This is a genomic window from Sorangium sp. So ce295, assembly GCF_051527405.1.
GTDB classification, from domain to species: Bacteria; Myxococcota_A; Polyangia; order Polyangiales; family Polyangiaceae; genus Sorangium; species Sorangium cellulosum_B.
In genome coordinates, this window is record NZ_CP150324.1 from 2,453,208 (window position 1) to 2,475,419 (window position 22,212).

Consider the following 22,212-nt stretch of genomic DNA (forward strand, 5'->3'; position numbering starts at 1 on the left):
GTTCTGGCTCGCTGGCGACCGGGTCCTCTTGATGCGTGGCCCAACGCGGGCCCAACGGGCCGCCTTTGGGCGCATCCGCCTCTTCCGTGGCAGGGACGGCAACGTCGCCCCAGGTCAGCGCCCGGTGGAGCGGCGCGGCCGCGATGGAGATCGCGCTGCTCACTGAGCCCGTCTCCTCGGACACTGGGCCGCCGCCCGCTACCGAGCCGCCCTTGTCGGTCAGCTCGGGGATCGCTTCATCCAGGGGGGCGAAGTCGCCCAGGCCGAGCTCCGCGACCTTGCGCGCGGCGCGCTTGTAGTGGTGGATCTGGCTGCTCGACTTGTGCCCGGTCCGATCGGAGATCCACGTCTCTGTGCGACCGGTGGAAAGCCTGATGGTGATGAAGGTTGCACGGGTGTCGTGCAAGCGGATGTTCAACCTAGAGGCAGTGGTCTCGAACAACTCAGGTCGATTGATGCCAGCGCGTTGAAGGTTCGCTCTAAAGTCCTTCGCTCCGTTGTGCCCGGGCAAGGATGTGCCCAGATTTCCTACGAAGACGCGTGCCTTCTCCGGACCGATCTCTCGCCACTTCCGGAGCGCCCGCACAACATCGGGTGAAAGCGCCCATGCGCGAGGATCGTCCGTCTTGTTCTCGTCGAGAACAACGGCTCCCCGGTCAAGGTCCAAATCCGACCATTCCAGCTTGCCGGCCTCGTCAGCGCGCATTCCCTCGCGAATGAGGAAGCCATAATAGATCCGAATGCACAGCGGGATGTCCTCGCACTGCATGAGGCGATGGTCCTCGTCAGGGTAGAGATATCCCTTCGCCTTTTCTCCATCAACTTTCGGAATCCATCCGCGCGGCAAAGGATTGCTTCCGATAAGGCGCGCAGGATAGGTGGCCAGTGCGAGTATACGATGGATGACCTTCGCGATGTTTCTGCGCGACCCGGGCTCCAGGTGTCCCGGGAGCAGTGACATCGCGTGATCGGCGTGGTCGAGCGTGAAGCGCACGAGAGGGACAGGACCAAGCACGTCGAGCACGTGATTCAGCCTGTGTCGATAGGTTCTCACGCCCCGCATTGCCTTCACGTGATCCGGGTACTGCTCGGTCAGGCTGCCAGAGAGAACTCGCTCAGCGAACTCGCCGAACGTGGATTCTCCGGTTGCTCGAGCACGCACTTCGCCCTTGCACAGCTGGTCGATCGCGAGCCGGACATCACGGAGCGCGCTGCCCTCGCGCGCCGCAGCGTGCTCCAGCAGCGGTATGCCGAGCACGATCTGACCGGCAGCGAGCAAGCGCCCCGCGAGGTCGGCCAGCACCTCCAGGCGCGCGTTTGCTTCGTGCTCGGTCCGGCACGTCGGCAGGCTGAACGTGGGTCGACCGGCCTCGCCGAGGCTGAGGCGCGCGGTCCATGTCTTTCCGCGCAACCGGACGGATCCGGAGCCATTGGCGCGCTTCTCTCCTGCCGCTGGGTGGAGTTCGGCCAGCGAGCGTTCCGCCGAGCTCGCCGAGCCCTGCGCGGCCGTGTCGGGGGTGGCTCCCTCCTCGGGTTGCGAGGGGCGCCCAACCGAGCGCCTCGGACGCGCGCGCCGCTCGGTCGATGCCGCTGCGGGAGGGGAAGAGGAAGAGAGGGCAGGCGAGCGCTTGGCGCGCGCCCGCCGGTGGGCTACGTCGGTCATGGGTCGGTCTCCGGTGATGCGGGGGTCGATCAAGGGCCCGTCCGGCGTTCCAGCGCCGAGCGGGCCCGCTCTACTTCGGCGGCAGCCTAGCACGGCTTGTTCTTGCGGGCGGAGCGCTCGCCTGGCCGGTGCGCGGACATGGGGCGGATTCGAGGCCGGCAGAGGCCAGCACGGCGGCAACCCGCGTGCGCTCATCCACCTCCGCGGCACGCCGTGATACCGGGTCACTGGCCAGCGCCTGGAGGTAGGCGATGAACGCCTCGCGCTGGACCAGGCGCAGCTTGCCAAGCCTCGTGACGGGCAGCGGGAAGCCCAGCCCGCGAATCGTGTCGAGGAAGACGCGTGCCGGGATCCCGGTGACCGACTCGACGTTCCTCTGTGAGAGCATCTCCGGCTGCGGCGCCGTGAGCGTGAGCCCGTCCAGTGGGATCGCGAGCGTCGCCGTTGCCGTGGCGGGCTGGGCAAGCCCCCTCGGTGGGCACGATCCTCTGGCGGACACCTCCGGGAATGTCCTCTCGATCACGCGCATGCTGTTGTCCGCCTGACGAAGGGCAAGGGGTGCCGAGGCACGCGCGAGAGCCGCTCGTGTCATGCTGTACCTCCATCCGTGTTGGGGTCGTTCGCAACCGTGACCGACGCTTCCGGAAGTGGCACGAAACGGTAATTCTGCGTCGCCGGTAATTCGACACGAATTTGCCGGAGGACTGCCTGGAAAACGGCGGGTTGCGACGGGCCCGATTTGGTAATTTCGGGCGCTCCGCCGACACCACGCGTGGAGGCGACACGGAGGGGGAGCTACGGTAGACGCACAGAACGCGACCAGCGCTCGCGCGCGTCGAGGCGCGCCGCGAGCAGCAGGATTTCGCCGTGATACATCCGCGGCGCCCGCGTAGGACGCCTGGCCACCCCCAGTTCGGACGTTCCTTAGGCTACGGAGGACCGCCAGCGGCGTAAGTGCAGCACTTGGCTCCCAGCGTTGGCCTGATGCGCGCTGATCCTACTCCGGAAACCGGAGAGTCTTGACGGCTCTCCCGTCCTCTCCCGTGATCATGTCGCCAGACCAATCCCAGCTCACGCCGCCCTTGCCCGGCGGTCCGAGCTCGTAGCTGACGCGCTCCAGCGTGAGCTGGTCCTCGTCGAGGTAGGCGATGCCGATCGAATCGCCGCCGCGCCCGGGTCCGCCGTAGCCGCCGTCGCCTCCTCGGCCTCCCTCGCCGCCGCCACACGACCACGTGCCGTCCCCCACGGCCCCGCCTGGCATGCCCCTGCCGCCGTCGCCGCCTTGCTCCGGCTCCCCGCCATCGCCGCCCGGCCCCGCAGCCAGCGTCCCGATCACGCTGTCGCGGACCGTCAGCTTGGCGTGAAGGACGGCGATGCCGATGCTCGGCTGGCCGTTCCCGCCCCCTCGGCCGCCTCGACCGCCGCAGCCCCCCGCGCCGCCGGAGCCGCCGCCGGCACCTCCCTTGGAGGCCACGTCGCACACGGCGAGTCCGCCGCGACGCCCGCCTCCCCCGCCGCCGCCCTGGCCCGGCATGCCGCGGCCGCCCTCGGCTCCCTTATCGCCCTCCCATCCGGTCTCGGTGAGTCGCCCGATGCCCTCGCCAGGTGCGCCGGCGGCGCCCCACATGCCGCTTTTCCCGTTGAAGCCATCGTAGCAACCGACGTCTGCGCGGTTGCCGAGTCCTCCTTGCCCATCGTGGCCGGGGTCCGGCGCGGGTACGGGCTCGCCGGCCTCCCCATCTCCAGCGCCGTCGGCGCGCCCGTCGCCTCCCTTGCCACCGACGCTCGGGATCCCGCCCTCGCACGGGTTCACCACCGCGGGCCCGCCGGCGACGGTGCCTGCCGAGCACGCATCCCCGCCGTAGATGCCGTGCGGCCCGTCGGGTGCCTGATTGAGCCCTGGCCAGCGCTCGCCGTGGCCGCGCCCATATCCGTAGGCTGAGCGGATCTCGCTCCGGGTAACCTCCACCGCGGTGCCCGATTGAATGAGCATCCCGATATGGAGCCCGTCCGAGATGTCGATGTGGTCGAGCGTCGAGACTCCATCCGCCGCCCCGGTGTCGCCGGCGCCCGCCGGCTCGATGGTCAGAACAATGGCGTATGGGCGCTCCCGGACAGTGATGCTGGTCGTAACATCCTCTTTGAAGCGTTCAAATGTTTGGCTATCAAGGCCCCCGTAGAGGTCCACGCCGGACGGTAGGACGACGGCTCCTTCGAAGGCGTCGTTGCACGCGAACACCCTTCCTCGACCGACGCGTGCCAGGGCAATCGCACGATGGAGAGAGCGGACCGGCTTGTTCTTCGTGCCTGGATTCGCATCGTCGCCGCCAAAGAAGGGCCCGGTGACGAACACGCCACAGCCGTCGTCGAACCGATCGGCCGCAAGGTGCTCGAGACAGACGGCTTCCGGCGGTGCTTCGTCCTGGCACGACGATGTGAGCGCACACGGCGGTCGATCGGAATCCATCGGGCCTGGCGCGCTCCCGCAGCCGACCGTGGCGAGAAGAAGAGCAAGGAACAGGACAATCGTGCCTTTGGACATCATCGGTACTCCTCGACGGCGGCGCCGCGGTGCGCGACTCAACGGGGTGGCTCGTTGGCTGCACCGAAACGATAGAGTTGACCCCGTGGGCCGCGCGCGCCTCTGCCCACCTCGTCGCCTGAGGCGGCGTTTCCTGCATAGCCGCCGCCTCCGGGGGCACCGACCTCGAAGGTCGTGCCGGGCAGGATGGACAGATGGGGGACCACGTACGCGATGCCGATGGCAGCGCCGCCGAGCCCACCGCTGGCATCACCGCCGTGGCCGCCGTCGCCTCCACGGCCGCCGCTGCACGCGTCCCACATGTCGCCATAGCCGCGTCCACCGCGACCGCCCTTCAGCCCAACGCCACCTGGTTGGCCCGTTCCGCCGACCCCGCCATCGCCGCCGTTGCCCGCGACAACCTTCGTGGCGTCGAGTTCCAACTCCGAGTCCTCCAGCGCAACGATGGCGATGCTCGCGCCGCCATAGCCGCCGCCCCTGCCTCCCTCGCCGCCGCAGCCCCCGCTTCCCCCCGAGCCGCCGGCCGCACCGCTTTGAGGGCGGCCTCCAGGGCACGCAACCATGGGTCCGCGCGACTTGCTCCCGCCGCCGCCACCCCCCCCTTGGCCGGCGCCGCCCTTCATCCCATCCTTACCCTGGACGCCGACCCATCCGTGGATATCGAGATAGCCTTCACCTGCCGCGCCGTCAGCGCGGCCACTGCTGGCACCGGGCGCGCCGTCAGTTCCAGCTGAGCAAATCTCGCTGCCCGCGCCGAGCCCCGCAGCCCCGAAGCCTTGCGGATTTTCCGCGGGTTCAGGCTTTCCTGGCGCGCCATCGCCGCCGCCGTCAAGTCCGCCGTCGCCGCCATATCCGCCCGTCGACTCGATGCCGTCTTCGCAGAAGTTGACAACCGGCAGGGCGCCCACGGCGGCGTCCGCCGTGCAGGCAGACGCGCCATCGTTCCCCTCCACGCCATCCGTCGCTCGATAGCTGTGCGCGTCCTTGCCCGCCTCCCCATGCTTACCGCTCCCCGCGATGATATCGCTCGACACCACCCTTGCCTTGGCCCCATGGCTCAAGATCATCGCGATCGATGACTTTCCATCGTCCGCGGACGCATCCGCCGCCACGGCGCGCACGCCGAAGATCGTCGACGTTCCCTCCCCCTGGATCACCCGCAGCGGGATCCCCACCGGCGGAGCGATGATCGTCGGGTGATCCGGGCGACCGAACGATCCCTCATACCACCACCCGCCGCCACCGCAGAGGCGCCCGCCCCAGAGATCGACGCCCGAGGACAATGCGATCGCCTCCTCGAACCTCCCGCCGCAAGCGTACACGCGCCGGGTCGCTTGCTCGCCGTGGCCTCGCCCATGCGCCGCGAGCCCGACCGCGTATTGCAAGGTCTTCACAGGAGCATCCTTCGTGCCAGGGCTGTTGTCGTCGCCTTGCTCGCTGACGAAAACGCCGCATTCATCCAGGGCCGGCGCCGTGGCTGGATTGCCGTCACAGGGCCCCGGTTGGGAAGGAGGGCTCTCGCACAGGAAGCTCTCTGCACAGTCGTCAGAATAGCACCCAGACGTGCCGGAGGCGCCGGCCATGCCGAGCATGATGGGCGCGAGGGAACGCAGGAGCTCTCGACCTCGCGATTTCAATATGCGACGCATGTCCCTCCCCCTCACCATGCTCCTTCGAGGATCACACCTGCCCGCTCGCTCGTCGCCATGGGTACGATGCGGAGCCGTTCCGCTGGTCGCGCGTCCCCGAAGATCGCAACTTCCGTCAGAAACGAGGCCGCCGTCGCGATCCCGAACACGGCGCTTGTCGCCAGCGACACCTTGCCAAGGGTGGCGAACAGGTCCCGCTCCTTGACCTGGGCATGAATGTCGGCGCACGCCCCCGGCGCGCTCGCTTGGCGGCAGGCGTCAGACGTCCACCCCTGCTCGCGACGTACAGTATTGGCCTCGCCTAGGTTGGTGTGCACCACGTGAGCGCGCAGGAGGAAGACCGCGCCGGCCGCCGCCGTCGCCGTCGTGAGCACGACGCCGCCAATTCGCACCGTCCCCGGCCAGGTAGCCGACGGCGCCGGAGCCTGCGTGGAGGTCCTCGCCGCCTGCGCGTCCGTGGCCGCTTTCTTCGCTGGGCCCGCTGCCTCGCCCTCGCCCGTACCGCTCACGGCCGAGCGCGGTAACTGGATCGTCATGATCGGCTCGGTCGCCGCCTGCGCGTCCAGCGTCTGGGAGCCTTCCTCGCGGCCCGGTGCTCGGGCCCGCACCATGTGCTTGCCAGGCTCGAAGAACAGTCTGTAGGTCCGCCTGGGTAAGCCGATGGGCTTGTCGTCGACGAACACCTCGGCATCCGGCGGATCCACCGACAGATAGAGGGTGGCGAGGAACGGAACGGCCTTGGCCAGTCCATCAGCGAATCCTTTTTGCTGTTCAGGAGAAAGCGCCTTGTGCCGCTCAAGGCTCCAAGCCAGGTGTTCTGCCGCATCACGAAATTTGTGCAATTTGAGCTCGCAAAGGCCCAGCTCTCCAGCGATCTCGGCGGATTCTCTCTCTGTGACAGATGTCGAGTCGATCGCCTCGAAGGCCGCCTTGTAGGCGGCGCGTGCCTCGGTCCACTTTCCCGATGCCCGAGCTCGTCGGGCGCGGCGAAGATGGTCTTTTACGCTCGAATCGTCGCTCCGTACGGTTGATGGATTGCGGTCCTCCGCACGGACCGGACAGGTACTGCCGGTCACGACGCCGACCAGCAGGCAACTCCAGAGCGACTGCGCGACAAAACGCATACACGGACGGTACTTACGCCAGCCGTGGCGCGTCAACGGCGCTGAAAATGTCGAAACCTGAACGTTCGGATGAGAAAATCCCAGTCGATCGGGGAATGGGGCCACCGCTGCTCGTGCAGTCGCGAACGCCGCGTCCTACATGTCGCATATGGTCCGACGGACGCTGGGGCCGCCCTGCATTTTTTTGAAGCCCTCCAGGTGGCTCAGGTGTTCTACCGGTGATGGGCGAGCCAGCCAGCACCCCCACCGGCTTCGAGTTCCTCCGGCGCCTCGCGCGGCGCCTCGGGGTCCCTGCGCGAGACGCGGAGGACCTCGCGCAGGACGCCTTGCTGCGGGAACTGGAAGCGGCTCAGCGGGTCGAGCTCGGGGAGGCCCGCGCGTCCTACGGTGCCACCATCGTCCTGAACCAGGCGCGGAACCACGTCCGGAACGCACGCCGTCGGGGGGAGGTCCTGACCTCGTTCGACGACCACGAGCTTCAGGCGGAGGAGCCGACTCCGGAAGAGATGCTCCGCAGGCAGCAGCGGGAGGCGCTCCTCCACGACCTGATCAACCAGGTCGACCCCAAGTACCGCGACGTCTTGATCAAGCACGCGATCGAGGAGGTGCCGCTCGTCGAGATCGCCTCCGAGCTGGGGATCAATCCGAAGACGGTGAGGACACATTACCGCCGAGCGCTGGAGGACCTCTACGCGGCCGTGGAACGCCGGAGGGTGCGGCAGCGCTCGCACGGATGGGACGACGCTGCGTGCGTCCCGTTCGCCTTCCATTTGCGCTGCCGCGACGGGTGGCTGAGCAAGCTAGGCCGCCTGGGCATCAAGATCCTGGTGCAGGGGGCGATCGTCGTGCTGACCGGCGCCGTCGTCGCGGCGTTGCCGGACTCGTTCAACCCGGCGTCGTGGTTGCGGGCGGCGGTGGTGCACGCTCCTGCGCCCGCTCCGGCAATCGTGGAGATCGCGCCGCCTCCGGCCCAACTTCCCCTGCGCGCTTCGGCCACGCCGACCGCGCAGGAGATCGCGCCGCCGGCGCAGGACCGAGACGCACGGGCGCCTGCTCCGTCAGGCGCGCCGGTTCGTCGTACCTCGCTCCCCGTCCGCGCCGCGGTCCCAGCCGTCAGCCAGCGCGAGCAGAGCCTCATCGACGAGGCCCGAAGGGCCATCGAGGACCACAACGCGGTCGCAGAGGCGCGCCGATTGCTTGAGACACACGCGCGGGAGTTCCCGCAAGGACAGCTCGCCGCGGAGCGCGAAGCACTCCTAGCGCAGATTCGCTGAGTCCTCGGCGTCCCTCCGACAGCCAGCAGGCGGTGACGCAGGTGGTGTCGTCGGACGGCACAAGGCCGAGATCTGCCTTGCGTCCAGACAGGGACGTTCACGTCCAGGAGACGAAACGCGATGAATACGATGGAGGATCTACTTGGTGCGATGTGGCTCATTTCGCCGCTCGGGCTCGCGATGATAGCCTGCGTCGCGATCGGTTTCGCGGTCACCGCGCGCGAAGCGCTCGGACGCGAGCGCGGGCTTCGCGAGGCGCGCGAGCACGCGCATGACGACGACGAGGCAGCCCTCACCGATGCGAAGGAGCAGGCAGCGGGTGAGCGAGACCGATACCGGCGCCTTCTGGACTGTCACGTCGACGCGGCGCTCGCGGAGCTGACAGGCGCCCGTGCGCGCCCCGTCCCCTGGCCAGGAAGGGTCCTCGAGTCGTTCTGCGCGACGATGCCTTCATGGAGGAGGAAGCTGGCCGAGAGCACGGGGTTGGAGCCGAGGGAGGTGGAACGGTTGCTGAGGAGCGACCTCCCGATGACGCCCGGCCTTGCCCGGCAGCTGGAGGCTTTCACCGGCACGCCTGCTCGGTACTGGGAGCGCCTCTGGCAGCTGCACGACGACCACCGGACCGACGCCGAGGAGACCGTGGTGATCCAGGTCGGCGAGCCCGTCACCAAGCGCGAGAGCTCGGCGCGTCCCGCCTCGTCGCCGGCGCAGAGCTCGAAACCGCCGACGCTACCTCCCCGCGCGCTCGACGTTCCTCCACCTGTGGTGCCGTCTCCCGAGCTTGCGGCCAGGAGCCCGCGGGCGAAGCTCCCGCCGCCTCCACTGCCGCGGCTTCGGTCGCCGCTCCCTGTCCGCGTCGCCACGGGGACTGAGCCCGCCCGGCGCGCTGCGACGCTGACGAGCTTCCCGGTACAGCGTGACGAAGGGGGTCCGGGTTCCGCAACGGCTGCCGATTGGGAGGACGTAGAGCGCTCTCCGCTGAACACGACACTTCCGGGAGTCGGGAGCCGTGGGTGAGCGTAGCCGTGCCTCGCATTCATCATAGGGGGCGATCGCCTAAGGGGGTAAAGCCATGGATCGTCCGAATGAAGGCGAGCGCGCTGCGGCGTACGCGAGCTTGTTTTGCCCGATGCTGATTCGTGCCGTGTGGGGCTGGTTAGAGAGGCTGGGGGTCCCTCGGTGCCACCGTGACGACGTCGCAGGGCAGGTCTGGCTCAACGCGTGCGAGAGCTGGCCCAGGTTCGATCCGAAGCTCGGCAGGCCGGCGCGCTGGTTGAACGCGATCACCGTACACGTTGCCTCCCACTACCACCAGCGTGCGCGACACCGCAAGGAGGAGTTGGTCGATGTGATCGAGGTGCTTGATCCAGCGCCGGATGCTGCCGCTGTGATGGAGTTCGATCACGTCAGGATTCGCACGAGGGACGCAGTGAATGAGCTCGATCCAGAACTGCGATTTGTTCTCGTGGCACACGACCTGGACGGAGCTTCGATGACGCAGATAGCCCAAGAGGCAGGGGTGCCTCTCTCCACGCTTTACAAGCGACGGGCGATAGCCATCGATGAATTGCGCAACATAATTATGCTTCGAGAAGCTGGCGAGATCTCCGTCGGCCCGCGCTGACGCGCGACGCTGGCGCGCGGACGACGTGGTGCAGCTCCAAGCGTACGACCCGCAGCGCGCCGTCAACACAGCCGGCCGACGGCGCTGCGCTCGAGGACGACGCTGGCGCAAGGTCGACGTGGTGCACCTCCAGGCGCGCGGCCGTCAGCGCGCCGTCAACGCAGCCAGCCGACGGCGCCGCGACGGGACGCGCTCGAAGGCCGAGCAGACGCGCTCACGGGTGGTGGCCTTCAAAGGCCACTCCTCAAAACTGGCCTTCATTCAGGAGGCGGATCGGGGAACAGGGAGAGCTGCTCGGGGGCCCTCGGCTTCGATCGCCAGGAGAAGAGATCCATCTGCGGCGAGCCGGCCGGAGGTGCGTCTTGAGCGGGCGTAACCGGCGCGACGGGCGGCGGGTCCGGCTGGACGGTCGGACGGCGGAGTGAGGGCGTCGGCGCGGTGACGAGCCGCAAGAAGCCGCGGCCGCCGGGCAACGCCCTGGCGGGCGCATCAGGCTGCCGGTGCTCCAAGGGCTCCCGCTGCGGCTTCTCGCCGGGCGGCTCGGACAGGATGGCGTCCAGGAGTTCTTCCAGGCTCCACACGTGCCCGGTGAGACCCGCCTCCATCGCCGGGGTCACGCGCAGCGTGCGCACCGTCAAGCACAGGTTGAAATAGGTGTAGTGCAGGGCAACGGCCGCCCTGTGGTGCTCGGGGCTTTTGCTGAAAGCATACGACAACCGCCTCATGCGTCCGGGGCGTTTTCGTCTAAGGTCCTCGGATTGTAGCTGTTTTCCCGGGGAAAACCGCTCGGATCGGGGCGCGGCAGATGCCGACAGGACGGGGTATGTCACAGCCGGATGGCACCGTTGCGCGGGGGGGGTGGTGCGATGACGCGGCGCAGGCTACCGAACAGGCGCGGGCTGCGCGGCGTCGGTCGCCTCTGCTGCCGCTACGCAGTGGTCACTCGTCGTCTTCCTCCGGGTCGCGCGTAAAACCAGCATCGGGCGCGTCGCCGTACTCCGGTATAGCGTCGATCATTCGTTTCCTTTTTGTGGTGTTGCGATCGTGCTTCTTTAGAGCGTTGTGGGTGTCGCGAAGGCCCTTGCGTACGGTCGAGATGTTTTCATGGACGGGAAGGTCCTCTGGCACAGTCCCGCTGGCCTGGCTCATCGCGGATCGGACCACAGCACCGACCTTATGGGCCACGTCCTCGGCATCCTGCTGCCCGTGGACCATGTCCGTGCGTAGTTTCTCCTCCGTCTGCGTCACGCGGAAAAAATTCGCGGCGAGTTCGGTGCGACCCATGTGGTCGATCAACGTTTCGCCTTTCGTGAGCCCCTTGTACTCCGTGAGCTGCGCCAGCGGCATATTGTACATGCCCCTGTAGCCAGCATCCATGAAGCGATCGAACTTAATCACGCCGTGTAACTTCGCGGTGTGCGAAAGCGATTTCATCCCATCGGCCAGGTCCTCGCGGAGCACGATGCGGTCGATAGCGCCGGGGTCAGATTGGAAGCGCCCGGCGACCATCTCATTCACATCGACGAAGTGGGCGAGCGCCAGCTCGACCTGTGGCTTCTTCCGGTCTGCGGCCGCAGTAATCATAAAGCACGCGGTCCGAGTGAACATGTAGCTTCCGTCCTCGAGTTGCACGAATTCCTTCGACGTGTCGCGTCCTACTGCGACCCACGCCTGCATCGCGCGTTGAATGAGCTTACGGAAACTGCGGGAGTCGCGGTAGCCGAGGTGCGACATGAGCTTGGATTCTGACCACGCGAGCGAGTCGCTCTGGTCGCGCTCGAAGTAGAGAGGCTCGAAGAGGTTGATATTCTCGCTGTCAGCCATGCTGCATTCTCCACCGGAACAATCTCGGGGCCCGAGGCCGTTTCTCACGCAGTGTGAGCGACCCGTCAACGTCGCAGAGCTCGCAGGGTAGGCCGCGACACCGTGGACGGTAAGATTTCTTACGAGAACAATGAATTGACAATTGAGCAATATTGTGCCAGCTCGACGACGAAAGGCAAGGCGGCCGTCGCGCTGCGCATGGCCTTCTACAACTTCTGCCGCCCGCACGGAGCGCTGCGCGTGACGCCCGCCATGGAGGCGGGGCTGACCGATCACGTCTGGAGCGTGGAGGAGCTCGTCACTGCGGCGCTCTCCGAGGCGCCAAGCGAGCCGCCGCAGCCTCGGGCGCCCTAGCTGCCCGAGCCGCCCGCCGGAGCGCCCACGACGGCCGCCAGGGCCCTGCCAAACGGTCGAGGTTTCCTCCGGCTGGTCGGCAGCGCGCCGGCTGCTCCTGTGGCGCCTACAGAGCCGGAGCCGCCCTCAGAGCCACCCCCCGCCCCGAAGCCGAGGCGGGGGGGGCAGCTGTCGTTGTTCGGCGACCTGGACGACTAGCGACACCGATAGTGTCGCGGTCGCGCTACGTGACGCAGGCTCGGATCGATGGGTGGAGGGCAGCCCGGACCAAAGATGGGCAGAACGAGCTGCTTCATTGGCCGGTGCTCCACGTGCGGCGGTTCGCCACGTGACTCGTTCGAAGCGTCGAACGGGAGCTTGAAGAGAGGATGATGATCAGTCGAGGTCTGTGAATGGACCGACTTCTTACGATGTCGAGGGGCCACGATTGCTCCGCTGGCAAAAGCGGATCAAGCCCCTTGACGTTTATATCTAGCGCAAGCTAGATATACGCCTGATCTCGGTGGGGCCTAATCCACCGTGACGACGCTTCGGTGTCGGGGCGAAAGCCAGCGGTTGCGACCCGCTGGCTTTCGTCTTTTTCCGCCACCTAGGCGACTTGCATGAAGGCACGGTACTCACACGCCGCTCCCCCCGTCAAGGGGCGCGGCGGAGCCGGCGCCGACTAGGGCATCATACCCTAGTCGGGTTATGAGCATCAATGCTCATATTAGATGCGGCTAACAGCCACGAGATTGTGCTGTGATTCTGAGAGCTTAGACGTGGCGTAACGTTCGCGGCCGGCTGGCGGCGCCGCTTCCTGGGCTTGCTCAGCGTCTCCAGCTACGGAGCTTGAGGGCGAGCGCCTCCCGCGCGATGCGGAGCCGACTGAGCGCCGTGTGAGGGCTCATGCGGTGCCGCCGGGCGTAGGCCGAGATGCTCTCCGGGTCGTCCACGGAGAGGAGCGCGTCGACCTGCCAGGGCGGGAGCTCGGCCATGGCGTCGAGCACCTCGCGCGCCTCGATCTGGGCGTGCAGGTCGACGCCGACGCGCAGCATGCCGAGCGGCGACGGGTGGAGCGCGGCGCACGTACGCGCTGTTGACGTAGCGCGAGGCGAGGCGCCATGCGATGCCCGATGCCGTGGAGCCACTTCCTCAGCGCGTCGCGCGGCTTGCCCCTCGGGTCGGGCCGGTACATCCCCCGGCGGATGGCGTTCCAGGCGTTGAGCAACACCTCGGCCTCCACGTCGCGGCGGTCGCGCTTCGAGATACCGGCGAGCGTCGCCAGGACGATGCCGCGCTCCGCGAGGATCGCGGCCGTCGTCGGCTTCTTCCGGGGATGTCGTGTGGCAGGCGGGCGTCCGGCCCCCTTCCGCCGGTTCTTCACCCGCTCCTCCCGCATGTCGGGCAGCGATCCGCTGCGACGGGGCGGCCCAAGAGCCGCTCGACCGTGGTCCCTGCGGCGCGCGCAGCCTTCGCGGCGAGCCCGTGCGTCGTGCCCGGGTTCGAGCCGTACACGAAGTTGGTGATGGTCGTCTTCGGGACGGCCATGGTGGCAGCCAGGCATGGCCAGCTGCCGAACAGCCCGCGCAAGTTGCGTAGGGCGGCACGGAGGCGCATCGCCTCCGCATCGGTCAAGGACGTGGAACGGGGACCGCGGCGTGTGGGTACACGTCCGCCTTGCCCACCATCCGGTGGGATCAGGTACGACTGCATCGTCGGATTCCGGGTGACGGGGTTCGGCCACGCAGCCCGGACGATTGCCGTCGTCGCCGGCTGCACTTACTTGCGGCCGAACTTAGGCCGTCACGCGAGGGCGGGAATCAAACGAGGCCAGTTTTCTTCAAAGGAGGCCACCACCCGCTCACGCTCGTTCTTGCGTCGCCCTCACCGGTGGGCAAAACCAGCGGCGAGGGCGCGACGTGACCTCGCGTAGCGTGTCGAGCGCGAGGTCACGTCGCTCATGCCTCCACCCTTCGACGTGACGAGCTCTATCCAACACGCCCGAGCGCGACCGTTCACTGCGCGCGCCAGATCCTCACCTCGTTCTTGAGGACGTCGTCGGCTCTCTCGCTGCCGGGGTTGGAACTGCACGACGTCGCCCGTGCGTGGCCGTTCCGCACGCGGCGGGCTCGTCGGAGCGCGCCGGCAGGTCGCGGTCACCGCGTGCTGACGGCCGAACGCCTGGGGCTGCGCACGATGCCGCCTCTGCAGTAGCGTCGCCCGCCAGCGCGGCCCGACGACCACAGGGCCGGATCCGCCGACGGCGCGAGGGTAGCCGCTTCTGCCACATCGAACCTCCGTTGTCGCGGGGTTTCGGTTTCGGGGTGGAGCCTGAACGAGAGCCCGTGAGGAGGCCCGAAATGGTAATTCTGACGACCTGGTATCTCGTCGCGAGTTACCGGGATCTGGTCAGGTGTGGAAACCGCTCTGGTGACGCGCAGTTAGACCGCTTCGAGGGAGCGCCCGAGGGTCCGATTTCGGGGGGGCGCGAAGGGGTCGATTTGGTAATTTTGCGCGGGGTCGGCTGATGGTCTCCGGCAAGCCGCTGACTTCCGTTTTGTCGCGTACGTCTGTAACACGGCGGCGCGCGGCGGACACGACCGCGGGGCGGCCTGAGCCACACGGCGCGAGCTCGTCCCGGCGGACGTCGGGGCGGCGGCCTGGGCATGGAGCCGAGCACGCCGCGGGGCGCGAACTCGGCGCACGGGCCGCGGAGCTCGTCCAGGCGGGAGGCTGGCGCAAGGCGGAGCTCGCCCAGGTGGACGGCAGCGCGGCTCGCGGCCGGGGCGCTGGGCGAGGCCCCGCTCGACGGCCGGGCCGTGGGATCGCCGGAGGGGTCACCGCGCACACCGAGGTCACCTGATCGGGCCCTGCGAATGCCAGTCAGGTCACGGTGCCACTTGGGAACCGGCGTCCTCTTGGTCGCACGCTACATCAGACTTTAATGCCGCCGCCCTCGCCAGGCGCCGACTCTTGTACTGTGCTTTAACGCTCTTTAAAGTTGAACGGAAAATGAAGGCCTCGCCCTGGCAGGTTTGTGGTTCGGTGCTTTTGTAGACGCATGAGCTCGCGGCGCTGGTACGAGCTCGCGTGCGGAGTTGTCCGCGCGCCGAGCCACGTCCTGGAAGAGTGTTTCCAGATGAACAAGCAGACCCGGTGTCACCTGCGCGCGATCGCACGGCTGCACCCCGAGATCGGCAACCTCTGTGATCAGCTTGAAGCACCCTGGAACGCCGTGCGAAGGATCGCGCACGCGCCGGGGGCGGCGGCGCAGTGGGAGCGCGCGGAGCAGGTGCTCGGTCAGCTCGTGGAGAAGCGCCGGGCGACGGCGCCGCGCCGGTCGAGGCTGGAGGCTGCACGCCTGGAGGCGCTGAAGCGGATGGGACCGCCGATGGAGGGGGGAGGAAAACTTGCAAGCAGCCTGCGAGCCGCGTGGGTGGCGGCGGAGCGCGGGACGCGCGCGGTGCCGAGCCCACCTCCGGGCGATCGGCTGGCTCGTCTGCCGTGAAGCGCTGCCTGGCGGGAAGCGTGCCGGTCGAGCACATGACGCGGCGTCGCGTTGGATTTTCGCCGCGTACATCTCCCGTGCGTGCCTATCGCGCCTGCTCGCCGATCTCTCGCCGATCCCGTTCAGGGAGTAGGCGACGCTGGCGCACGGACGACGTCGTGCAGCTCCGCTAGAGCCCGAGCGGTCCTGGAGACCACGGGAGCTCCACCGTGGCGCCGACGGGGGGCGGCGCGACACGGCGGAGCTTCCCCTCGCGCCATGCCAAGAGCACGAGCCCCGGATCCTCAAGCGGAGCGCCCAGGTCGACGTCAATCTGTGACGGTCTCCCTTCCTCGACGGCCGAGACCCGGATCGTGGCGCCGCACTGAAGGAGCCGCTCGCCCCCGTGGAGCGGCGAGCCGGGAGAGCGATAGACCGTTTCGAACGGTCCGGTCAGCAGGGTGCTTGAGACAGGCGTGAGGGTGAACGACGAGGGGCCCGTGCGCGTGAGGTGGTGTGCGACCTTGGCCATCGACAGGTTCGACCAGCAGGAGAGCACGCCCGGAGACCTTACGGCGAACACCGCCCGCGGATACTCGGCCGCCATGGGATCGGACGCAGCGGCGACGAAGACTCGCTGTCCGGGGGCGGCGCCGATCTCCGCGTTGCGGGCGGCGTCCTCGACCTTGCGCGCGAGCTGGGCATGCGCGCGGGTGCCGATGATCAACAGGCACGGCGCGAGCGCGAGGTGCAAGACACCGAGGAGCGCGGCGCCGGCGCGGCGGCCCAAGGACGAGGTCCAGGGCGAAGGGCCGCGGCGGAGTCCCCGCGCGAGGAGCACGGCAAACAAGGGCGCGAAGCCGATGTTCGACGGCAAGAGGAGGCGCGCTCCAGGAAAGCCTCCGAGGGTCGTGACGAGCGCCATGACGGCGCCCGGGACGAGCCAGCGCAGCGCGGCCCGTTCCTTGTCGAGGATCAAGGGTAGGCACGCGCGGTAAAGCAGCGCGACGCACGCGGTGGCCGTGAGCCCGGCGAGGATGAAAGGGACCTTAGGTTGCGTGATCGAGAGGCCGCTGGGCACGAGCGCCACGGCATTGCCGAGGAGGATGGGCAGGCGCTCGGCAGCAGCGTGCGCGAACTCACCGGGGCTCGACAGCGGGTCGACGTACATGCTGCTGTTCGCGGCGCCGCCATCGATCGCGCGGTAGGCGGCGAAGTAGGCGACGAGGCCGAGCACCGGAGACGCGCGGAGGAGGCGAGCGCGCCACCTGGCCACGCAGCCGGGCCGCGCCGGACCCGCGAGCTGATAGGCGACCCAGTAAGCCGCCCCGCCGAGCGCCGCCTCGCTGCCGAGGAGCCCGATGCCGATGCCGAGCGGGCCGCAGTAACGCCCCGGTCGCCACCCCTCTTCGCTGTAACGAAGCCAGGCCAGCAGCCCGAGCACCGTCGAGAGCGTGGCGAGCAGCAGATGCTGGCAGGCGATCCAGCCGAACGGGGTCGCGTGATCCTCGTTGACGGCGAAGAGCAGCAGCGCAAGGGCGGCGGTCGCGCCCGGCAGCACCTTCCGGAACAGCCGTCCGACGGCGGCGATCAGCGCGAGATAGAGCGCGATAGAGACGAGGTGGTAGCCGAGCGGAGCGCTGCCAAAGACGAGGCGCTCGATGGTGAGCAGGGCGCTCGCCAGGGGACGGAACAGGTGGAGCTTGAGCTCAGGATGTGTCCACCAGGGCAATCCTGATGCCTCGATGAGCGCCTGTGTGTCGCGCGCGCCGCTAGGGGCAAAGTTGTAGAGATCGTACCATGGAGGACTGCCAGGATATGACCTCGCGAGGAAGCCGAGGATCATGTAATCGTCGGTGTGGAAGCCGATCGCGATGGACGGCAGCGCCAATGCGAACGCAACGAAAAGAACCGCTCTGAAGGCATACGGGTGACGAAGCCACCGCTCGATGCGGCCTGGAGTGTCCGATGTCATTTCGCCTCGGGACGTAGGGCAAGGTCGCGTTTCCGCAACGCGAAGGAGCACGGCACGTTGCCGCGGCGGGGCGGCAGCGCGGCTTCTAGAATAGATTGCGGCCTACGAACAGAGAAACGTACGCCGCATGTCCGCGTTGCAGCCGGGAGCTGCCGCTGTCATTGCGCGACGACCCGCTCGGTATGCGAACACCGGTCGAGGCCTCCTCAGGTGAGCCCGAGCTCCTGGCTCGATCGCCCGGACGTGGCGCCGTCCTCCTCAATGGCTGCACGGCCCGAGATCTTGGACCGCCCGAGATCATGGTTGACGTGCAAGGCGCATCAGGATATCCTCCGCCCCGTGCTGGTGCCTGAGCTTCGGCTCGGGCTTAAAAGGGAACCCGGTGAAAATCCGGGGCTGCCCCGCAGCGGTAAGTGAGAGCGACCTCCACGACGAGCACTGGCCCTCGGGCTGGGAAGCGGTGGACAGTAGGAACCCGGCGTAGCCGGAACGCTCACGAGCCCGAAGACCTACCAGCGCCCGGTCGTCGGGGAGATATCCGACGCCGGTTCGACCTGGAAGCCTCGAGGGAGGCGGGTAGGTCCGAATCCGGCGTAGTCCTGCGCCCGGCTCGGTTCCGACCCGTCCCCGCGTTGTCTTCCAGTCGCCCGCGGGGGCGAAGCGTCTGTCCAAGCCTTCTTCTATAGTGGGGTGCAGATTCGTGGGATACGGGCTCAGCCGCTAGGCAGTCGAGTGAGGCGTGCGAAGGTACGCCGCAGCGCGCCGAACGACGTGGATGAGCCCGTAGAGCACGAAGATGCGCGCCGCTGGATGGGTCCAGCGTACTCTACGCGGTCGACAGGCCTCTCTCTCGCGAATTCGGCGTGAGCGGTTCGATCCCGCCCCAGACGACGACGCAAACGAGGAGGCGCACACTGGCCAAAAATATCATCACGGCATGACGGGCGTCGCCTGGATGGTTGCGCGCGCGTGCGCGCCGGGGCCGTGATGCTCGACACAGCCGCTCGCGCGGATTTGGCAGCTTTGTTGGAGGCCTCAAGAGGATCCCCGAGTGCGAGAGGCCGTCCGGATGGAGCGGCACGCGCGACGTGCGTCCATGTCCGCCGCTCAGAAGGAGCGGAAAATCATCTGTCTTTGCCTTGTTTTGCGGTCGTCGCCATGACCGATATTATTGCGTGTTACGTTTGTTATAGATCGTGCTACCGTCTCTCGTGAGAGGAACGCCTTGTCTCCCCGTGCTTGTGTCGTGATCGCTGCGGTGTCTGCCTCGCTCCCGGCTCGGGTCGCGCTGGCGCAGGCTGCACCTGGACCCGAACCGGCCGGACCCGCGCGTGACGCCGCGGAGCCAGGCGCTGCCGTTCCGATAGAGGTCACGGTGAGGGCGAAGAAGGGCGAAGTGCAGGAGCATCGAGAGTCCGCGGAGGCCGTCTCGATCCTCGAGGTCGCGCGCACCAAGCGCCGGGCGGCGGACATGGGCGAGGTCTTGAACCAGGCTCAAGGCGTGAGCGTCGCCCGCGCAGGCGGGCTCGGCACCAGTGCGCGCTTCTCTCTCAACGGATTCTACAACGACCAGATCCGTGTCTTTCTGGACGGTGTGCCGCTCGAGCTCGCGGGGCTCGCCCTCGGGATCACCGGCGTGCCGGTCAACCTCGTCGAACGCATCGAGATCTACCGAGGGGTCGTCCCGATCCGCTTCGGAGCCGACGCGCTCGGCGGCGCGGTCGATCTGATCACTCCAAAGAGCTACTACGACACGGGCGGCGACGCATCGTACCAGGTTGGCTCGTTCGTGACCTACCGTGCCACCGTCGGCGCTCGCTACCGGCATGAGGAGAGCGGCTTCTTCGCTGCCGCGAGCGCGTTCATCGACTCGACACGGAACGACTATCCCACCCACGCCGAGATCCCGGACGAGGCGACAGGACGCCCTCGATCGGCGACCGTGCGCCGAGGACACGATGCCTACGGCGCGCGCGGCGCTTCGCTCGACGTGGGCCTCATCGATCGCGCATGGGTGAAGCGGCTGACGCTCCGCGCGTTCGCCTCCCACTATGACAAGGACCTGCAGCACAACGTGCTCATGTCGACGCCGTATGGGGCGGTCACCTACGGCGAGGGGCTTTACGGGGCAACGCTCCGCTACACGCAGCCGGAGGCCCTGTGGCATGGCCTGGACCTCGATCTCCTTGCCAGCGGCTCGCGACGCGTGACCGACTTCCGGGACATCTCCAGCGCCGTCTACGACTGGGAGGGCCGCGTCGTGGGGGGGCGGCGCAGGGCGGGCGAGATCGATGGGCGGGCCCGGAACCAGACGATCTGGCAGGAGAGCTTTCTCGGCAGGGGGCTCCTCACGTGGCACGCTGGACCGCAGCGCGCTCTCCGGCTCAATGTCTCGCCGACCTTCGTTACAAGCGCGGGGGTGGAGCGCGCGAAGCTCGCACCCGACGAGCCCGACCCCCTCGCAACCCGCCGCGATCTCTTCAAGCTCGTGGGCGGCCTCGAGTTTGACGCGAGCTTCCTCGGGGACCGCCTGCAGAACGTCGCCTTCGTGAAAGGCTACCTGATGCACGCCGCGTCGGATCAGGTGCTCGCGGGCAACGCGCTCGTCCCTGTGACCGTGGACGCGCTCCGGGCGGGAGCCGGCGATGGGGTGAGGCTCCATTTGAACGACTGGCTCTACGCGAAGGTGTCGTACGAGGCCGCGACGCGCCTGCCGGGCGCCGACGAGATCTTTGGCAACGGCATCCTCATCCAGCCGAACCCCGAGCTCAAGCCGGAGACCAGCCACAATGGAAACCTCGGACTCGCGCTCTCCCGCCGAAAGAACGGCCTCGGCGCGTTCAGCGGGGAGGTGAACGTCTTCGCCCGGTGGGCCGAGGATTTTGTCTACCTCCGCGGGGGCAACATGTACTTCCAGCACAAAAACGTGCATTCGGTGCGCGCGCTCGGGATCGAGGGGCAAGCGGGCTGGGTGTCGCCCGGCTCCTACTTCAGCGTCGAGGCGAGCGCGACCTATCAGGACCTCCGCAACACCTCCACCGAGGGGGAATTCGCCGAGATGGCCGGGGACCGCATCCCGAACCTCCCCTGGCTGTTCGGGAGCGCGAGGGCCCGCGCTCAGCTCTCCTCCGTCGCGACGCCGGGCGATCAGCTCGCCTTGGGCTGGACTACCCGCTACACGCACGAGTTCTTTCGGTTCTGGGAGAGCATCGCGCGTCGCGAGGACAAACCGGTGATCGAGGAGCAGCTCCTCCACACGGCTGACCTGACGTACGTGGTCCACGGCGCGACGACGGTCAGCTCGACGCTGGAGGTGCAGAACCTGACGGACGCGAAGGCGCACGATTTCTACGGTGTTCAGAAGCCCGGGCGCGCATTTTACTTCAAGGGAATGATCGAGCTTTGACGCGTGGATCGCAGGAGACCATGCGTTGGATGACGAAGAGGACACGCCGATGAACGACTCACCCAGAACAAGCTGTACCAAGGCGACGCTTGTGGCGCTCTCGCTCGCCGCAAGCGTCGCCGGTTGCGGGACCGACGACGAGCAGCAGGTGGGCGCCGGCGCGTACCCGAGCGGTCCGCTCTATGCGGTGACGACGATCCTCCAGGTGGGCCAGGACGCGACGTCGCTGCTCTTCGTGACGCCCTCCCTCGATGAGGGGCAGTCCGTCGACTACGCGCAGGCCGTCGAGATCCCTGACCAGGCGCACCTCTTCGGGATCGACGGAGAGAAGAAGGTCTATGCGCTGCTGCTGCAGACCCCGCAGCTCACGCGGTACGATCTCGATCCGTCGGGCAGGCTCGGCGAGGCGCAGGAACTCCGCTTCGATCGTCACGGCGTCGCCGGGGGCGCATCGACGCGATCGTTGCACTTCGTCTCCGAGACGAAGGCTTACCTGCTCGATGACAGCTCGCTCCAGGCCATCGCCTGGAACCCCAAGGAGATGGCGATCCAGAAGGCCATCGACCTTGGCGGGTTGAAGCGCGAGGGGTGGATCCCGTACTTCGACTATATCCCCAAGCGCAGGGGCAAGGAGCTCGTCGTCATCGCGCTCTACTACGACCAGAACTTCAGCAAGATCCTCCCCGAGACCTCGGCGGCCCTCATCGACGTCGAGACGGACGAGGTGACCTACGTGCACGACGAGCGCTGCGGCGGCGTCTCGAACTCGATGATCGCGCCCTCGGGCGATCTCTACCTGGGGAGCGACCCCTACAACGCCGCGCTGAACGTCATCGGCGGGGACGAGGCCAGCAAGACAGGGTGCCTGATCCGCATGCGCGCGGGCGAGGATGCCTTCGACCCGGACTTCTTCGTCAACGTCTCGGACCTCACGGGGGGCTTCCCCGGCGGCGGGATCGTGCCCGGCGCGGGCAGCACGGCGTACCTGCGCGCGTACGACGAGAGCTTGTTCCCCATCTCCCCGACGACCGATGCGCTGTCGCTCTACGCTGCCGCCTCGTGGAAGTGGTGGAAGATCGACCTTGAATCGCTCACGACCGCGACAGTCGTGGAGGGCGTGCCGCCTGGCTCGGGGGTCGTGAAGTACTTGAGCGCGGACAGCCGTGTTTTCGCCTCCGACACGAACGCGGATTACAGCGAGACGACGTTACAAGACATGAGCGTCGAAGCGGATCCCGTGAAAGGGATCCTGATCAATGGGCTTGTGACAGGACTCGTGCGCGCGCGCTGAGCTGCGGCGACGCCTAT

15 protein-coding genes, 2 pseudogenes and 1 riboswitch are annotated in these 22,212 nt (G+C 67.7%); of the genes and pseudogenes, 6 read left to right on the forward strand and 11 right to left on the reverse strand.

The window, feature by feature from the left end:
* Positions 1-343: 343 nt before the first annotated feature.
* The 5 genes and pseudogenes from WMF11_RS09385 to WMF11_RS09405 all read right to left on the reverse strand — a co-directional run.
* Positions 344-1,663 (reverse strand): annotated as a pseudogene (locus WMF11_RS09385) (tyrosine-type recombinase/integrase); the annotation flags it as partial.
* A gap of 70 nt (positions 1,664-1,733) precedes the next feature.
* Complete coding sequence (locus WMF11_RS09390) at positions 1,734-2,192, reverse strand: hypothetical protein (protein WP_437977222.1); 459 nt, start codon at positions 2,190-2,192, stop codon at positions 1,734-1,736.
* Between the two features lie 468 nt (positions 2,193-2,660).
* Entirely contained in the window at positions 2,661-4,205 is a 1,545-nt protein-coding gene (locus WMF11_RS09395; protein WP_437979294.1) for a hypothetical protein, read from the reverse strand.
* A 38-nt stretch (positions 4,206-4,243) separates the two neighbouring features.
* Positions 4,244-5,797: a hypothetical protein gene (locus WMF11_RS09400; protein WP_437977223.1), complete on the reverse strand. Its 1,554-nt coding sequence runs from the start codon at positions 5,795-5,797 to the stop codon at positions 4,244-4,246.
* 68 nt (positions 5,798-5,865) lie between these two features.
* Complete coding sequence (locus WMF11_RS09405; protein WP_437977224.1) at positions 5,866-6,978, reverse strand: tetratricopeptide repeat protein; 1,113 nt, start codon at positions 6,976-6,978, stop codon at positions 5,866-5,868.
* Between the two features lie 221 nt (positions 6,979-7,199).
* Here WMF11_RS09405 and WMF11_RS09410 point away from each other — a divergent pair, with 221 nt between their 5' ends.
* Positions 7,200-8,252 (forward strand): sigma-70 family RNA polymerase sigma factor, encoded by a 1,053-nt coding sequence (locus tag WMF11_RS09410; protein WP_437977225.1) that lies wholly within the window; start codon positions 7,200-7,202, stop codon positions 8,250-8,252.
* 138 nt (positions 8,253-8,390) lie between these two features.
* Here WMF11_RS09410 and WMF11_RS09415 read toward each other — a convergent pair whose 3' ends face one another.
* Positions 8,391-8,525, reverse strand: coding sequence for a hypothetical protein (locus WMF11_RS09415; protein ID WP_437977226.1), 135 nt, complete (start codon positions 8,523-8,525; stop codon positions 8,391-8,393).
* A gap of 799 nt (positions 8,526-9,324) precedes the next feature.
* Here WMF11_RS09415 and WMF11_RS09420 point away from each other — a divergent pair.
* Complete coding sequence (locus WMF11_RS09420; protein WP_437977227.1) at positions 9,325-9,876, forward strand: sigma-70 family RNA polymerase sigma factor; 552 nt, start codon at positions 9,325-9,327, stop codon at positions 9,874-9,876.
* A 257-nt stretch (positions 9,877-10,133) separates the two neighbouring features.
* Here the strand turns inward: WMF11_RS09420 and WMF11_RS09425 are convergent, their stop codons facing one another.
* Positions 10,134-10,601 carry a hypothetical protein gene (locus WMF11_RS09425; RefSeq protein ID WP_437977228.1) on the reverse strand — a complete coding sequence of 156 codons (468 nt, stop codon included), beginning with the start codon at positions 10,599-10,601 and terminating at the stop codon, positions 10,134-10,136.
* Positions 10,602-10,815: 214 nt separating this feature from the next.
* A complete protein-coding gene (locus WMF11_RS09430; protein ID WP_437977229.1) occupies positions 10,816-11,700 on the reverse strand; it encodes a hypothetical protein in 885 nt (294 codons plus the stop codon).
* A gap of 177 nt (positions 11,701-11,877) precedes the next feature.
* Here WMF11_RS09430 and WMF11_RS09435 point away from each other — a divergent pair.
* Positions 11,878-12,252, forward strand: a pseudogene (locus tag WMF11_RS09435) (IS1 family transposase); the annotation flags it as partial.
* A 611-nt stretch (positions 12,253-12,863) separates the two neighbouring features.
* Here WMF11_RS09435 and WMF11_RS09440 read toward each other — a convergent pair.
* A complete protein-coding gene (locus WMF11_RS09440; protein WP_437977230.1) occupies positions 12,864-13,091 on the reverse strand; it encodes a hypothetical protein in 228 nt (75 codons plus the stop codon).
* 325 nt (positions 13,092-13,416) lie between these two features.
* Positions 13,417-13,584 carry a hypothetical protein gene (locus WMF11_RS09445; RefSeq protein WP_437977231.1) on the reverse strand — a complete coding sequence of 56 codons (168 nt, stop codon included), beginning with the start codon at positions 13,582-13,584 and terminating at the stop codon, positions 13,417-13,419.
* Between the two features lie 1,513 nt (positions 13,585-15,097).
* Between WMF11_RS09445 and WMF11_RS09450 the strand changes: the two genes are divergently transcribed.
* Complete coding sequence (locus WMF11_RS09450; RefSeq protein ID WP_437977232.1) at positions 15,098-15,544, forward strand: hypothetical protein; 447 nt, start codon at positions 15,098-15,100, stop codon at positions 15,542-15,544.
* Positions 15,545-15,713: 169 nt separating this feature from the next.
* Here WMF11_RS09450 and WMF11_RS09455 read toward each other — a convergent pair whose 3' ends face one another.
* Positions 15,714-17,498 (reverse strand): hypothetical protein, encoded by a 1,785-nt coding sequence (locus tag WMF11_RS09455; RefSeq protein ID WP_437977233.1) that lies wholly within the window; start codon positions 17,496-17,498, stop codon positions 15,714-15,716.
* Between the two features lie 326 nt (positions 17,499-17,824).
* Positions 17,825-18,029, forward strand: a riboswitch (cobalamin riboswitch).
* Positions 18,030-18,873: 844 nt separating this feature from the next.
* Here WMF11_RS09455 and WMF11_RS09460 point away from each other — a divergent pair.
* Both WMF11_RS09460 and WMF11_RS09465 read left to right on the forward strand, forming a co-directional pair.
* Positions 18,874-20,904: a TonB-dependent receptor domain-containing protein gene (locus tag WMF11_RS09460; RefSeq protein WP_437977234.1), complete on the forward strand. Its 2,031-nt coding sequence runs from the start codon at positions 18,874-18,876 to the stop codon at positions 20,902-20,904.
* 49 nt (positions 20,905-20,953) lie between these two features.
* Positions 20,954-22,195, forward strand: a complete 1,242-nt coding sequence (locus tag WMF11_RS09465) for a hypothetical protein (RefSeq protein WP_437977235.1) — start codon at positions 20,954-20,956, stop codon at positions 22,193-22,195.
* Positions 22,196-22,212: the final 17 nt, after the last annotated feature.